Source organism: Streptomyces venezuelae (assembly GCF_008642275.1).
Lineage (GTDB): Bacteria > Actinomycetota > Actinomycetes > Streptomycetales > Streptomycetaceae > Streptomyces > Streptomyces venezuelae_E.
In genome coordinates, this window is the sequence record NZ_CP029189.1 from 2863645 (window position 1) to 2877910 (window position 14266).

Genomic DNA, 14266 nt, shown 5'->3' on the forward strand with positions numbered 1-14266 from the left:
GTACGAGTACGACGTGGAGAGGAGCGCACCATGTCCATAAGCGCCAGCGAAGCCAGGGCGACCCTGTTCCCGCTGATCGAGCGCGTGAACACCGACCACGCCCCGGTGCGCATCACCTCCAAGAGCGGTGACGCGGTCCTCATGTCCGCCGACGACTACGACTCCTGGCAGGAGACCGTCTACCTCCTGCGCTCCCCCGCCAACGCCCAGCGGTTGATGGAGGCCGTCGCGCGTGACCGCGAGGGCGCCTCCTCGGTCGTCAGGACGCTGGACGAGTTGAGGGAGTTGGCCGGGGGCGAGGAGTGAGGAGCGTCCACTTCGACCCCGCGGCCTGGGAGGACTTCCTGTTCTGGCTCTCCTCGGACCGGAAGATGGCTCGCCGGATCACCCGCCTGATCGGCGAGATCCAGCGGGACCCGTTCACCGGCATCGGCAAGCCCGAACCGTTGAAGGGCGAGTTGACGGGCTACTGGTCCCGCCGCATCGACGACGAGCACCGCCTCGTGTACCGGGCCGACGACAAGGAAGCGAAGATCCTCAAGGCGCGCTACCACTACTGACGCATGACAAAGGCCCCGCAGCCGAGAGGCCGCGGGGCCTGTGCCCACATGGGATGAGTGGAGATGGCGGGAATCGAACCCGCGTCCAACGGTGCAGAAGCAGGGCTTCTCCGAGCGCAGTCCGCTGCGCTTTTCTCGGCCCCGGAGATCACACGGACAAGTCTCCGACGGGCTCAGTCACTGTTTGATTTCCCTCCAACCCCCGTGACCGGGGCTAGAGGTTTAGATCCCTAGTTGACGCCAGGATCCGGACCGGGACCACTTCCGGGCTGACGCTCCTCACAGAGGCTTCAGCTCACTGTTATTAGGCAGCGAGGGTGAAGCGGGAGTTATCGCTCTTGGAGTTGGCGATTATTTTTTGCGACATGTGGTTAGCGAGATCATTGCCGCTTCCTCGGCTCGCTTCCCCTGCATCGACATCCGCTGTCGAAACCGATCATCCCCATGTTTTTTTAACAATGTGCTCCACCCCGGGGGGCGGTGCTGACGCCATGGTACGCGAAGTGGACCACCGCGTGCCAGGTGATTAAACCGTGCCGCGCTGCTTGCGACGGATGGCCGAGATCGCCCGGTTCGTCTCGCGGGTGTCCTGCTTCTCCCGGAGGGTCTGCCGCTTGTCGTACTCCTTCTTGCCCTTCGCCAGCGCGATCTCGACCTTCGCCCGGCCGTCCTTGAAGTACAGCGAGAGGGGCACGATCGTGTGGCCCGACTCGTCCGCCTTGCGCTCCAGCTTGTCGATCTCCTCACGGTGCATGAGGAGCTTGCGCTTGCGCCGGGCGCTGTGGTTGGTCCAGGTGCCCTGGCTGTACTCCGGCACGTGCACGTTGTAGAGCCAGGCTTCCCCGCCCTCCACCGACACGAAGCCGTCGACCAGCGAGGCCCGGCCCTGGCGCATCGACTTCACCTCGGTGCCCGTGAGCACGAGACCGCACTCGTAGGTGTCGAGGATCGCGTAGTCGTGACGCGCCTTCTTGTTCTGGGCGATCAGCTTGCGCCCTTTTTCCTTAGCCATAGTGCGGTCATTTTCGCACTACGGACCCACCCCGAGGCCACCCAATACCGTGACGGCCCGCTCCTCGACCGCCGCGCCCGCCGGTACGTCCGGGGTGATGCCCGCGCCGTCCAGGCTGCGGCCCGCCGGCGTGCGGTACGTACCCACCGTCAGCTCGGCCACCGAGCCGTCCGGGAGTTCGGTCGGCATCTGCACCGAGCCCTTGCCGAAGGTCCGGCTGCCCACCGCCACCGCCCGGCCCCGGTCCTGCAGGGCGCCGGTCACCAGTTCGGCGGCGCTCATCGTGCCGCCGTCGACCAGGGTCACCAGCGGCCGGGTGGTGTCCCCGCCCTCGGCCGCGTACAGGACGCGCTGGTCGCCCCGTACGTCGTACGTGGCCACGAGCCCGCCGTCGAGGAAGGCGGAGGCGGCGGTGACCGCCTCGGTGACCAGACCGCCCGGGTTGCCCCGCAGGTCGAGTACGACCCCCTCACCGGGCGGGGCCGCCCGGACCGCGGCCTTGACGCGGTCGCCGGAACCGCGGGTGAAGGAGACGACCTTGATGACCGTGACCCCGTCCGGGCGCTGCCGTACGGTCACCGGCTCGGTGCGCAGCTGCTCGCGGCGCACGGTCTCGGTGAGGTCGGCGCCGTCCCGGTTCAGGTTCAGCACGACGGGGGTGCCGGCGTCGCCGCGGAGCAGGGCGACCACGGCGGTCACGGCGAGGCCCGTCACGGCGTGCCCGTCGACGCTCAGCAGCCGGTCCCCGGCGCGCAGTCCGGCGCGGGCGGCGGGGCTGCCGGGCTGGACCCTGTCGACCTTGATCATGCCGTCGGCGGCCTTCCCGGCCCACACCCCGACGCCGGTCCAGTGGCCGTCGAGGCCCTCGGCGAAGGCGGCGTACTCGCCCTGGTCGTAGACGGTGCCCCAGCGGTCGCCACTGCGGCTGACGACCTCCTGGGCCGCCTTCTTGCCGGACTTCCCCTCGGCGACGGCCTCGGCGGCGGCGCGGGCGACGGCCTCCCGGTCGGCGGTGCCCGCCTCACGCGGCGTCTCGGCCGCGGGGGCACCGGACGGGGACGCGGCGGCCCCGGCGGCCTCCTCGCGGTCCCAGCAGCCGGTGTACGCACCGGCGCCGACGGCGGCGAGGAAGGCCATCGTCAGAACGGCCCCGCGACGCAGGTCGCGGGGCCGGAGACTGAAGGCGGGAACACTCGGCAAGCCCAGCATGGCGCCGAGTCTAGGACAAGCCCCGCGCCGGTACGGGTGGTTGGCCGTACCGCTCACGGGGCGCTTGTCACACCTTCAGGTACTTGCGCAGGGCGATGAAGGCGGCCATGGAGGGCATCAGGAGGCCGATGAAGAGTACGTACGGGAGCTTGGCCAGCACCGATCCCCAGCCCATGAAGTCGATGAGCTGGATCTTGTCCCGCAGTCCCACACCGTGATCGATCACGAAGTACTGCCCGGACATGAGCATGGCGCAGGCGAAGAGCGCGCCGATGAGGCCGGCGACGGCCGCCTCCATGATGAAGGGGACCTGGATGTAGAAGCTGGAGGCGCCCACCAGCCGCATGATCCCCGTCTCACGCCGCCGGCTGAAGGCCGAGACGCGCACCGTGTTGACGATCAGCAGCAGCGCCACGATCAGCATGATCAGCATGATGGCCAGCGCGGCGATGTTCAGGTAGTTGAGGATCTTGAAGAGGTCGTCGATGGCCTGGCGCTGGTCGTCGACGGTGTGGATGCCGTCACGGCCGACGAAGGCGGAGGTGACGACCTTGTACTTCTCCGGGTCCTTCAGCTTGACCCGGAAGGACTCCTGCATCTGGTCCGGCGTGATGGAGGAGGCGAGCGCCGTGTTCCCGAACCGCTCCTGGTAGTGCTTGTACGCCTCGTCCGCCGACTCGTAGGCGACGGACTTCACCAGGGACATCTGCTTGAGCTCGGACTCGATCTGCTTCTTCTGCTCGTCGGTCACCGCGCCCTTGGCGCAGGTGGTGACGCCCGAGGAGGCCGTCGTGGAGCCGTCGGCCTTCTTGGCTGCGGCCTCGCTCGCCTCCACCGCGTCCTGCTTGTTGCAGAGGTAGATGGAGACGTTGGCCTTGTCGTACCAGTAGCCCTTCATCTTGCTCACCTGCTCGCTCATGAGCATGGAGCCACCGAACAGGGCCAGGGAGAGGCCCACCGAGATGATGACCGCGAAGGTCATGGTGAGATTGCGACGGAGACCGACGCCGATCTCCGACATGACGAACTGGGCGCGCATTGCGTCTCAGGGACCTTTCAGTGCTGGTAGCCGTAGACGCCGCGCGACTGGTCGCGCACGAGTCGGCCCTGTTCGAGTTCGATGACGCGCTTGCGCATCTGGTCGACGATCTGCTGGTCGTGGGTGGCCATGATCACCGTGGTGCCGGTCCGGTTGATCCGGTCCAGCAGCTTCATGATCCCGACCGAGGTCTGCGGGTCGAGGTTGCCGGTGGGCTCGTCCGCGATCAGCAGGGCGGGGCGGTTGACGAAGGCGCGCGCGATGGCCACGCGCTGCTGCTCACCGCCGGAGAGCTCGCCCGGCATCCGCTCCTCCTTCCCGCCCAGACCCACGAGTTCGAGGACCTGCGGTACGGCCTTGCGGATCTCGCCCCGCGGCTTGCCGATGACCTCCTGGGCGAAGGCCACATTCTCGGCCACCGTCTTGTTGGGCAGCAGGCGGAAGTCCTGGAAGACGGTCCCCAGCTGGCGCCGCATCTGCGGAACCTTCCAGTTGGAGAGCTTGGCGAGGTCCTTGCCGAGGACGTGCACCTGGCCGTGGCTCGCCCGCTCCTCGCGCAGGATGAGCCGCAGGAAGGTGGACTTGCCGGAGCCGGAGGAGCCGACCAGGAAGACGAACTCGCCCTTCGCGATGTCGAGGGAGACTTCTCTGAGTGCGGGACGGCTCTGCTTCGGGTAGGACTTGGAGACACTGTCGAATCGGATCACGGGTGCACCACGGTCGCCGGGAGTAGGTGTGCGTGACCATACGCGAACGGGCGCGAGGTGTGGACCCGGCCTCCGGACTTGCCCGATATATCCCCTGGTGCGGGTGCCCGGGATCGCGATTGCCCGGACGGGCCGCGCCGAATGTCGGGGAAGCTGGCACAGTGGTAGGGGGAACGCTCCGGTTCCCCGCGCCGTTATAGGCAGCAGAGACCGAGGGGACGAGAGGAGGAGCGCATGACATATGACCGGCTCGTGTGCGCGAACTGCGCCGCACCCGTCAGCCAGGGCCGCTGCCCGGTGTGCCGGGCGAACCGGGAGCGCCTCCAGCAGGAGGGCCCCTTCTCCGGACTGAACCCCGTGACGCTCATCGTGCTCATGGTGGTCCTCGTGACAGCTCTGGTCCTGGTGGCCCAGCACACCACCTAGGGCCCGGCACACCACCCGGGGCAACCGGCCCGGGCCCGGCACACCGGCCGGGCCGCGCGGTAGAGGTGCCCCGCGGGGCAGGCCTCGTGCCACGTACCGATCACCCACACGAGAAGGGCCCGGACACCCCTGGTGTCCGGGCCCTTCCGCGTCGTCCGCGGGTACGGGGTGGTTACGCGGTCTGCTCCTGCTGCTTGCGCCAGCGGATACCGGCCTCCAGGAAGCCGTCGATCTCGCCGTCGAGCACCGCCTGCGGGTTGCCGACCTCGAACTCCGTCCGCAGGTCCTTGACCATCTGGTACGGGTGCAGGACGTAGGACCGCATCTGGTTGCCCCAGGAGCTGCCGCCGTCCTTGAGGGCGTCCATCTTGTCCTTCTCCTCCTGGCGGCGCCGCTCCAGCAGCTTGGCCTGGAGGACGTTCATGGCGCTCGCCTTGTTCTGGATCTGCGAGCGCTCGTTCTGGCAGGAGACCACGATGCCGGTCGGGATGTGCGTGATGCGGACGGCCGAGTCCGTGGTGTTGACGCCCTGGCCGCCGGGGCCCGAGGCGCGGTACACGTCCACGCGCAGCTCGGCCTCGTCGATCTCGACGTGGTCGCTGGTCTCCACGACCGGGAGCACCTCGACGCCCGCGAAGGACGTCTGGCGGCGGCCCTGGTTGTCGAAGGGCGAGATGCGCACGAGGCGGTGGGTGCCCTGCTCGACGGAGAGCGTTCCGTAGGCGTACGGGGCCTTGACGACGAAGGTGGTCGACTTGATGCCGGCCTCTTCCGCGTACGAGGTCTCGTAGATCTCGGTCGAGTAGCCGTGACGCTCCGCCCAGCGCAGGTACATGCGCTGGAGGCGCTCGGCGAAGTCGGAGGCGTCCACGCCGCCGGCCTCGGCACGGATGTTGACCAGGGCCTCGCGCTCGGCGTACTCGCCGGAGAGCAGGGTCCGGACCTCCATCTCGTCCAGCGCCTTGCGGACGGAGACCAGCTCGGCCTCGGCCTCGGCCAGGGTGTCCGCGTCGTCCATCTCCTGGGCGAGGTCGAAGAGCACCCCGAGGTCGTCGATGCGCCCCCGCAGCGTTTCGGTCTTCCGGACCTCGGCCTGGAGGTGCGAAAGCTTGCTCGTGATCTTCTGGGCGGCCTCCGGGTCGTCCCACAGGGACGGCGCGGCGGCCTGCTCCTCAAGCACGGCGATTTCTGCCCTCAGCTTGTCGAGGTCCAGGACGGCCTCGATCGACCCCATGGTCGAGGAGAGGGACTTCAGCTCTTCGGAAACATCGACGACTGCCACGGGTCCAGCGTAGCCGGTCCCCGGACAACGCCGTCCGGGCAGGCCGAATCACCCGTACTGATGAGGGATCGTACGGGCGTACTCTCTCCGTATGACCGTTCTCCTCGTCAAGCGCCGCCATGTCGACCACATGCGTGTCACGACGACGAGCTGTCCGCCGCCGGACCGAACCCAAGCCTGATCCACCACGATCCGACTTGGTCCTGTACGCGGCACCCGCGGTCCCGGCACCATCCCCGTCGGAGACCCTCCCCGCCCGCGGCCCCCGCCATCACCGGGGAACAGGACCCCGTGACATCCGAAACGGAGCCGTCATGCCGTCCGCGCACACTCTCCCGGTCCTGGACCTCTCCCAGGCCGACGACCCGGCCCAGCGGGCCGATTTCCTCAAGCAGCTGCACGCAGCCGCCAGGGACACCGGTTTCCTCCACCTGACCGGGCACGGCGTCACCGCCGCCGAGAGCGCCCGCATCCTCGAAGTGACCAAGGCCTTCTTCGCCCTGCCGGAAGCCGACCGGCTCGCCGTCAGCAACCTGAACTCCCCGCACTTCCGCGGCTACACCCGGATAGGCCACGAACTGACGGGCGGTGCCTCCGACTGGCGGGACCAGCTGGACGTCGGCGCGGAGCGTCCGGCGCCGGTCGTGGGACCGGACGACCCGGCGTTCCTGTGGCTGGAGGGCCCGAACCAGTGGCCCGACGCCCTCCCCGAGCTCCGCACGGTGGTCCTCGACTGGCAGGCCCGGCTCGCGGCCGTCGCCCACCGCCTGCTGCAGGAGCTGCTGGTGTCGATCGGCGCCCCGGCGGACTTCTTCGACGAGGCCTTCGCGGACCGCCCGCACCTGCACACCAAGCTGATCCGCTACCCGGGATCGGCCCCCTCCGGCGCCGACCAGGGGGTCGGCGCGCACAAGGACTACGGCTTCCTGACGCTCCTGCTGCAGGACTCGGTGGGCGGCCTCCAGGTGGTCCGGGACGGCGGGTACGTGGACGTGCCGCCGATGCCGGGCGCCTTCGTGGTGAACCTGGGCGAGCTGCTGGAGATCGCCACCGAGGGATACCTGACGGCGACGGACCACCGGGTGGTCAGCCCGCCCGGCGCGGTGGAGCGGTACTCGGTGCCGTTCTTCTACAACCCGCGGCTGGACGCGGTCATCGAGACCGTCCCGGGCGACTACCTGCGTTCCGCGCCCGGTGTCGCGCACGACGAGTCGAACCCGCTGCACGCCGAGTACGGCCGCAACGAACTGAAGGGCTGGGTCCGCGCCCACCCCGCCGTGGCGCGGCGCTGGCACCCGGAACTGGCCTCGGTGTAGCCGTTCCGGACCGTGTGACGGGGTGGACGTATCCGTCGCGCGGAGCCTTCCGGGCTCCCCCCGGACCCGCGGGTCCGGGGGCGGGACCCCCGACCGCGGAGGCGCCGCGCGACGCTACGGAACCCGCGGTACCGACTGCTTGCTGTCCTGCGGCGGCGGGGCCTCGTCTCCCGAGACGGCGAGCCAGGTACCCAGCCCGACCGCCGCCACCAGGGCCACCGCCCCGGCGGACAGGGCCAGCCTCCGCTTGCGCGCGACCTCGGCCCGGTGCCGTGCGGAGCCCGGGCGGTGGCCGCCGGCCGGGCGCGGCACACGGGCGGTGCCCAGCGCCCCGCCGGCCAGCTCGTCCGGCCCCGGCACGCGCATCGAGGTGTGGGTGTCCCGGTTGGAGTCGGTCGCCGAGCCCGGCACCAGCGGGACCACGCCCCGCCTGCGGACCGGATCGGCCGCCGGTTCCTCCGAGGGCTCGGGGTCCGGATCCGCGTCGTCCGGCTCGTCCACGTCCAGCGGCGGCATCCCGGCCAGCATCGGCAGCAGGTCCCGCAGCCGGACCGACAGCTCCGAGGCCCGCAGCCGCGACGCCGGGGCCTTGGCCAGGCACTGCACCATCAGCTGCCACAGCTCGTCGGGGATCCCCGGCAGCGGGACGACCGTCTCCGTCACGTGCCGCCGCAGGACCGCGCCGGGGTGGCCCCCGCCGAAGGGGGTGAATCCGGCCAGCAGCTCGTAGAGGACCGTGGCCAGGGCGTATATGTCCACGGCGGCCCGCGGGGGCAGGCCCTCGACGATCTCCGGCGCCAGGTAGTCCGGGGTACCGATGATCCGGGTCGTCGGGGCCGAGGCGCGGCCCGTGGAGGCCCGCCTCGGGGAGTCGATCAGCTTGGCCACGCCGAAGTCGGTCAGCAGCGCCGGGTGCGAGCCGCCGGGGCCGAGCCGGCCCTGCATGTCCAGCAGGACGTTCTCCGGTTTGACGTCCCGGTGGACGACCCCCGCCGCGTGCGCGGCGGCCAGCGCGTCGGCGACGTCCGCGACGATCGCCACGGCCGCCTCGGGGGCCAGCCTGCGCTCACGGTCGAGGCGCGTGCGCAGGTCCGTACCGCGGACGAGGTCCATGACGAGGGCGAGGTCGTTGCCGTCCACGACGAGGTCGCGGACGGACACGACGTGCGGATGCTCCAGGCCGAGCAGCGCGCTGCGCTCCTGGACGAACCGTCCGACGAGTTCCTGGTCGGACGCGAGGTCCTCACGCAGCAGTTTGACGGCGACGGGCCCCTCAGGCCCCTCGCCCAGCCACACCGTGCCCGCGCTGCCGCGCCCCAGGATCTGGTGCGCGGTGTACCGGCTGCCGATCTTCCGTGCCACGACTGCTCCCTCAGCGGCTGGCCTACGCACCAAAGCTACGCGGCCGGGTGGGCATTGGAGGCCAGCAGGGGTCCGGATTCGCGGCGACCTTCACTTCTGCGAGCGAAATCATGTCCCAGAAGTCGACAAATCCACGAAGTCGGAGCTACGAGGGCTCTTCTCAGGGCTTGGCGGAGCCCGAGGAGCCCGCCGAGTCCCCGATCGTGCCGACCCAGTCGACGATGTTGCCGCCCCAGGTCCAGACCTGGTCCCACCAGCCCCGGCCGGTGCCGATCCACTCCTGGAGCGGGGTCAGCTCCCAGACCAGCCAGCCGGCGACGAAGAACACCAGGATCAGCACCAGGCAGCCCTTGAGGCAGCCGAGGCCGGGGATCCGCACCGGGTTGGCGCTGCGGCGGCGCGGCTCGCGCGGCTCCCGGGGGGCCGGCCGCTGCTGCGGCGGGGCCTGCGGGGGCTGCTGCTGCTGCGGGGGCTGACGGTACTGGGGCTGCGGCGGCTGGGCCTGCTGCTGGTACGGCTGCGGCTGACGCTGCTGCGGCTGGTAGTGCTGCGGCGGCGGGGGCGGCGCGTACTGCTGCTGAGGCGGCTGCTGCGGCTGGCGGTACTGGGGCTGCTGCGGCTGCTGGTACTGCTGCTGCGGGGGCGGCGGACCCTGCCGGTACTGCGGCGGCTGCTGCGGCCGGTGCTGCGGCGGGGGCGGCGCCTGCCGCTGCGGGCGGCGGCGCAGGGGGTCCTCGTTCGGGTCGAGGTACTGGATCTGCGTCTGCTCGTTGCGGTCGCGGGCGGCCTGCATCTGCGACTGCCACGGGTGGGGCGAGTCGGGCCGCTGCACCGGGGGCATCACGGAGGTCGGGTCGGCCCCGGGGCCCCCGGTGCTCGGCAGCACCGAGGTGGCGTCGGCCGCGCCGACCGGCGGCAGGACGCTGGTCATGCCGTTCGGGTCGTACGCGCCGGCCTGCGCGCCCGTGGAGGGCAGCATCTGCGTCGGGTCGGCGGCGCCGGGGGTCTCGGGGACCGGCGCCGGCGAGGGGTCGGGAGCGAGCAGCGCGCCCACGCCGAGCGCGGCCTCCACCTCGGCGGCCGAGGAGTGCACGCCGATGCCGGAGGCCACCACGCGCAGGGCGCGGGCCAGGCTCTCGGCGCTGGGGCGCTCGTTCGGCTCCTTGCGCAGGCAGCGCTCGACGACCGTCCACAGCGGCTCGGGCACGGTCTGGGGCCGCTGCGGGTCCTCGCTGAGGTGGCGGTGGAGCACTTCGAGCGCGGTGCCGCCGGCGAACGGCGGGCGGCCGGTGAGCAGCTCGTACAGGAGGATGCCGGCGCCGTAGATGTCGACCGCGGAGGTCTGCGGGCGGCCCTCGGCGGACTCGGGGGCGACATAGGCCGGGGTGCCGACGAACTCGTGGGTGCGGGTCAGGCCCGGGGAGTCGGCGAGGCGGGCGATGCCGAAGTCGGTGAGCATCGGCTTCATCTGCCCGCCGCGCTCGTCGAGCAGCACGTTGGCCGGCTTCAGGTCGCGGTGGACCACTCCGTCGGAGTGGCTGGCGGCGAGGGCGTCGGCGATCTGGGCGGTCAGCAGGCTCGCGGCGACGGGCGTGAAGGGGCCGTTCTCGCGGAGGTAGCGGTGCAGGTCCGGGCCGTCGATCAGGTCCATGACCAGGGCCAGCAGATCGCCCTCGACGACGAGGTCGCGGGTGCGCACGATGTTGGGGTGGGTCAGGCGCAGCAGGACCGAGCGCTCCCGCAGGAAGCGCATGACGATATCGGGATCCTGGGCCAGCTCCTCCTTGAGGACCTTGATGGCCACGGTCTCGCCGGGCTGTCCCGCGACGGCCGCCTCCGCGCCGGCGGCCTCCCTCTGGCGTGCACGCCAGACAGTGCCCGTGGCGCCGCGCCCGAGCGGCTCCTCGAGCAGGTACTTGCTGCCGACTGGCCGCACGTCTCGCGCTCCCCTGCTGTCGTCGGATGTGGTCGATCCGCTGATTGGTTTTCCGGCCCACTCTAGGGGGTGTCCCCCGGGAAGACGCCGGTCCCCGGAGGTTGGTTGCCGCACATATGTGCGGAGGGTGATGTTTGCGGGGTATGCCGGAGGCGATTTTCCCCGTCTTCCGCCGCCTTGGTGTCCGGATCCGGCCGGGGTCCGGCACGGGTCCCGGCACATCAAGATCATTTGTTGCCGGGTGCCGGGCGTGTTGTCCGTGACAGGTGCGAGGATGCACCTGTACGGACGGCACGGGACGGGAGCCCCGCCTTCCGGGCAGACCTGACCGGACGACGCGTCCGTGCCGGGTGGGGGGCGACCGGACGGTCATGTCACGGGATTCCCCTGCCGGGCGCACACACCGCGCACCGCGCAGAAGGGACCGCTGACGGCGATGCAGATCCGGCTGACCGTCCTTGGGTCGCGCAGCGGCCACCAGACCGCGACCGCCCCCGCGAGCTGTGACGTGCTCGTCACCGCCCCCGTCGGCACCGCTCTGGCCGCGGTCGCCTCCGGGCTCGCGGCGACCGTCGGCGGCCCCGACACCGGGGGCACGGTGGTGCTGTACGCCGGTTCCGAGCGCCTCGACCTCCAGCGGCGGGTGCTGGGCGAGCCGCCGCTCGTGGACGGCGCCGTACTGGCGCTGCACGGGCCCGTCCCGGACGTGCTGCCGGAGGACGGCCTCGGCGCGGCCCAGCTGCACGTCGTCGCCGGCCCCGACGCGGGCGGGGTGCACCTGCTGCACAGCGGTCAGATCATGGTGGGCCGCTCCGCCGACGCCGACGTCCCCCTCGACGACCCCGACGTCTCCCGGCTGCACTGCGCGGTCACGGTGATCCCGGACGGGCGGGTCGCGGTGGCCGACCTGAACTCGACGAACGGCACCACGCTGGACGGCGCCCCGGTGGGGGCCCAGCCCGTCGCCCTGCCCCCGGGTGCGCTGCTGCGGGTCGGCGAGTCCACCCTGCGGCTGGCCGCCGCGGGTGCTCCCGTACTGCCGGTGGCCCCGGACCTCCAGGGCCACCTCTCGGTCGCCGCCCGGCCCGCCCCGGAACCGCTCCCCGACGCCGGACCGTCCGCATCCGGGCCGGCCGCATCCGGGCCGACCGCACCCGGGCCGACCGCATCGGGACCGGCCCCGTCCGGGCCGACCCCGGACGCACCCGTCCCCGGCGCCCCCGCCGCCTTCCACGAAGCCGGGCCGCAGGACGCGCCGCCGAGCCCCGGGCGGCGCAAGGGCCTCGGTGCCTGGGCCCGCAAGTGGGTGCGCGGCGAGGAGCCCGCCGAGGCCCCGCGGGAACCGGCCGCCGCCGCACCCGACCCCGACGATCCCGCCGCGGTGCTGCTGGCCGCGCTGGGCCCCACCGAGCGCCTGTGGTCCCGTACGCCCGGGCACCCCGCCCTGCTGGACGTCGGGCTCGGCGCCGGGAGCCGGGTGTCCCTGCCCGCCGTCGGCGGCCTCGGGCTCGCCGGGCCCCGGGCCCGGCTGGCCGGAGTCGCCCGGTGGGTGGTGGCGCAGCTGGCGGCACTGCACGCTCCGGGGCAGCTGGAGATCGTGCTCGTCTCCGCCGACCGGGCGCGCGGCCTCGCCGACCGGCGGCGCGACTGGGGCTGGCTCGGCTGGCTGCCCCACGTACGCCCCGCGCACGGCCAGGACTGCCGGCTGCTGCTCGCCTACGACCGCGACCAGGCGACCGCCCGCACGGGTGAGCTGACCCGGCGCCTCGACGAGGGCCCGCTGGGCGTGCACTGGGCCGCCGCCGACGCCGGTCAGGTCCGGCGGGCCGCCGCCGTCTACGAGGGCCCGTACACGCTCGTCGTCCTGGACGGCGATCCCGGGGCCGGCCCGCTGCGCGACATCACCGGGCGGCTCGCCTCGCACGGCCCGGCCGCCGGGATCCACGTGCTCGTGCTCGCCGAGGCCCCGGCCGCCACCCCCGCCTCGCCGGTCGAGGAGACGTACGAGGCCGCCTGCGCGAGCTCCCCGGCGTTCCGGGACTGCGGCGCGGTCGCCCTGCTCAGCGGCGATGTGGCCACGGCCGTACGCACCTTCACGATCAGCGGTGGCCGGCCCGTCCCCGCCGGGGGCACCGCCACCACCGACGCCGTCTCCGCCGCCTGGGCCGAGCGCTTCGCCCGGGCCCTGGCCCCGCTGCGCACCGCCGAGGGCGGCTGTGCCGAGCCCCACCGGCCGGCCGCGGCCGCCCTGCCCGCCACCGCGCGGCTGCTCGACGAGCTGGGGCTGGCCCGGGCCACCCCGGCCTCCCTGATGGCCCGCTGGGCCGCCGCCACCGACCAGGGGCAGGGCGTCGGCGGCCTCGCCGAGATCGTGCTGGGCAGCGGCCGCCGCGGGCCCGTCGGCACCGAACTCGTCCACGACGGCCCGCACCTGCTCATCGAGGGACCCGCCGGGAGCGGGCGGACCGAGCTGCTGCGCTCGGTGGCCGCGTCGCTGTCCGCGGCCGCCCGGCCCGACCGGCTCGGGCTGCTCCTGCTCGACGGGGCCGGCGGCGAGCGCGGCGACGGGCTGCTGCCCTGCACCGAACTCCCGCACGTCTGCGCCCACCTGGTCGCCTCCGATCCGCTGCGCATGCGGGAGTTCGCGCAGGCGCTGGGCGCGGAGCTCAAGCGCCGCTCCGAGCTGCTGGAGGACATGTCCTTCGCCGAGTGGCACGCGCAGCGCGAGGTGTCCGACCGCATGGTCTCGCCCCGCCGGCCCACCCCGGGCGAGCAGCGCGGCGACCTCGACCCCCAGCGCACCGGCACGCTGCGGCTGCGGGCCGCGACCACCCGGACCGAACCGCCCGGGCCCAGCCCGCTGCCGCGCCTGGTGGTGCTCGTGGACGACCTCGACGCGCTGGTCGCACCGGGGCTGGGCAGTACGGGCCGCCCCGCCGCGGGCTCGGTGGTCCGGGCGCTGGAGGCGGTGGCCCGCGAGGGCGCCCGACTCGGGGTGCACCTGGTGGCCGCGAGCGCCCGCCCGGACCGTACGGCGGACACCGGCCTGGCCCGGCTGGCCACCCTGCGCGTGGAGCTCGACGCCCCCGACCAGCCGGGTCCGGGCCGCGGCCTGCTCCGTTTCGGCGACGGCCGGACGGTCCCCTTCCAGGCGGGCCGGGTCACCGGCCGGATCCCCCGTACGGCGACCCAGCGGCCGACCGTGGTCCCGGTGGAGTGGGAGCGGATGGGCGATCCGCCGGCCCGCCGACCGGTGCGTGAGCTGGGCAACGGGCCCACCGACCTCGCCCTGCTGGCCAGTGCCCTGGACCGGGCCTCGCACCTGGTCTCGGCGATACCCGTGCTGTTCCCGCCCGCGCCCTGACCCGGGCGCGCCCCCGCGAGGCGGTATTGCGGGGGCGCACGGCTCGGCGTAGA

The 14266-nt window shown here is 72.6% G+C and carries 12 protein-coding genes and 1 other RNA gene; 5 read left to right on the forward strand and 8 right to left on the reverse strand.

Going from position 1 to position 14266, the window contains the following annotated elements; all coding sequences use genetic code 11:
- Positions 1 to 30: 30 nt before the first annotated feature.
- A complete protein-coding gene (locus DEJ51_RS12360; protein WP_150257640.1) occupies positions 31 to 306 on the forward strand; it encodes a type II toxin-antitoxin system Phd/YefM family antitoxin in 276 nt (91 codons plus the stop codon).
- Positions 303 to 560, forward strand: a complete 258-nt coding sequence (locus DEJ51_RS12365) for a Txe/YoeB family addiction module toxin (RefSeq protein ID WP_150257641.1) — start codon at positions 303 to 305, stop codon at positions 558 to 560. The genes DEJ51_RS12360 and DEJ51_RS12365 overlap by 4 nt, the downstream gene beginning before the upstream one ends.
- Before the next feature lie 55 nt (positions 561 to 615).
- Here DEJ51_RS12365 and ssrA read toward each other — a convergent pair.
- The 5 genes from ssrA to ftsE form a co-directional block, all read right to left on the reverse strand.
- Positions 616 to 1004: a transfer-messenger RNA gene (gene ssrA / locus DEJ51_RS12370) on the reverse strand.
- A gap of 82 nt (positions 1005 to 1086) precedes the next feature.
- Positions 1087 to 1572, reverse strand: coding sequence for an SsrA-binding protein SmpB (gene smpB / locus DEJ51_RS12375; RefSeq protein WP_053631578.1), 486 nt, complete (start codon positions 1570 to 1572; stop codon positions 1087 to 1089).
- 18 nt (positions 1573 to 1590) lie between these two features.
- Positions 1591 to 2781, reverse strand: a complete 1191-nt coding sequence (locus DEJ51_RS12380; RefSeq protein ID WP_150257642.1) for a S41 family peptidase — start codon at positions 2779 to 2781, stop codon at positions 1591 to 1593.
- A gap of 67 nt (positions 2782 to 2848) precedes the next feature.
- Positions 2849 to 3820, reverse strand: a complete 972-nt coding sequence (gene ftsX / locus DEJ51_RS12385; RefSeq protein WP_150257643.1) for a permease-like cell division protein FtsX — start codon at positions 3818 to 3820, stop codon at positions 2849 to 2851.
- A 17-nt stretch (positions 3821 to 3837) separates the two neighbouring features.
- The gene (ftsE, locus tag DEJ51_RS12390) at positions 3838 to 4527 is read right to left on the reverse strand and encodes a cell division ATP-binding protein FtsE (RefSeq protein WP_030011324.1); all 690 of its coding nucleotides are present in this window, start codon (positions 4525 to 4527) and stop codon (positions 3838 to 3840) included.
- A gap of 234 nt (positions 4528 to 4761) precedes the next feature.
- On the opposite strand from ftsE, the gene DEJ51_RS12395 reads away from it, so the two are divergent.
- A complete protein-coding gene (locus DEJ51_RS12395; RefSeq protein ID WP_150257644.1) occupies positions 4762 to 4953 on the forward strand; it encodes a hypothetical protein in 192 nt (63 codons plus the stop codon).
- Positions 4954 to 5125: 172 nt separating this feature from the next.
- On the opposite strand, the gene prfB is transcribed toward DEJ51_RS12395, so the two are convergent.
- A complete protein-coding gene (gene prfB, locus DEJ51_RS12400; protein WP_150257645.1) occupies positions 5126 to 6235 on the reverse strand; it encodes a peptide chain release factor 2 in 1110 nt (369 codons plus the stop codon).
- A gap of 314 nt (positions 6236 to 6549) precedes the next feature.
- Here prfB and DEJ51_RS12405 point away from each other — a divergent pair, with 314 nt between their 5' ends.
- On the forward strand, positions 6550 to 7551 hold the full coding sequence (locus DEJ51_RS12405; RefSeq protein WP_150257646.1) for an isopenicillin N synthase family dioxygenase: 1002 nt from the start codon (positions 6550 to 6552) through the stop codon (positions 7549 to 7551).
- Positions 7552 to 7665: 114 nt separating this feature from the next.
- Here DEJ51_RS12405 and DEJ51_RS12410 read toward each other — a convergent pair whose 3' ends face one another.
- Positions 7666 to 8913: a serine/threonine-protein kinase gene (locus DEJ51_RS12410; protein WP_150257647.1), complete on the reverse strand. Its 1248-nt coding sequence runs from the start codon at positions 8911 to 8913 to the stop codon at positions 7666 to 7668.
- Between the two features lie 160 nt (positions 8914 to 9073).
- Positions 9074 to 10849 (reverse strand): serine/threonine-protein kinase, encoded by a 1776-nt coding sequence (locus DEJ51_RS12415; RefSeq protein WP_150257648.1) that lies wholly within the window; start codon positions 10847 to 10849, stop codon positions 9074 to 9076.
- Between the two features lie 436 nt (positions 10850 to 11285).
- Here DEJ51_RS12415 and DEJ51_RS12420 point away from each other — a divergent pair, with 436 nt between their 5' ends.
- On the forward strand, positions 11286 to 14213 hold the full coding sequence (locus tag DEJ51_RS12420; RefSeq protein WP_150257649.1) for an FtsK/SpoIIIE domain-containing protein: 2928 nt from the start codon (positions 11286 to 11288) through the stop codon (positions 14211 to 14213).
- The last annotated feature ends 53 nt before the right edge of the window (positions 14214 to 14266 follow it).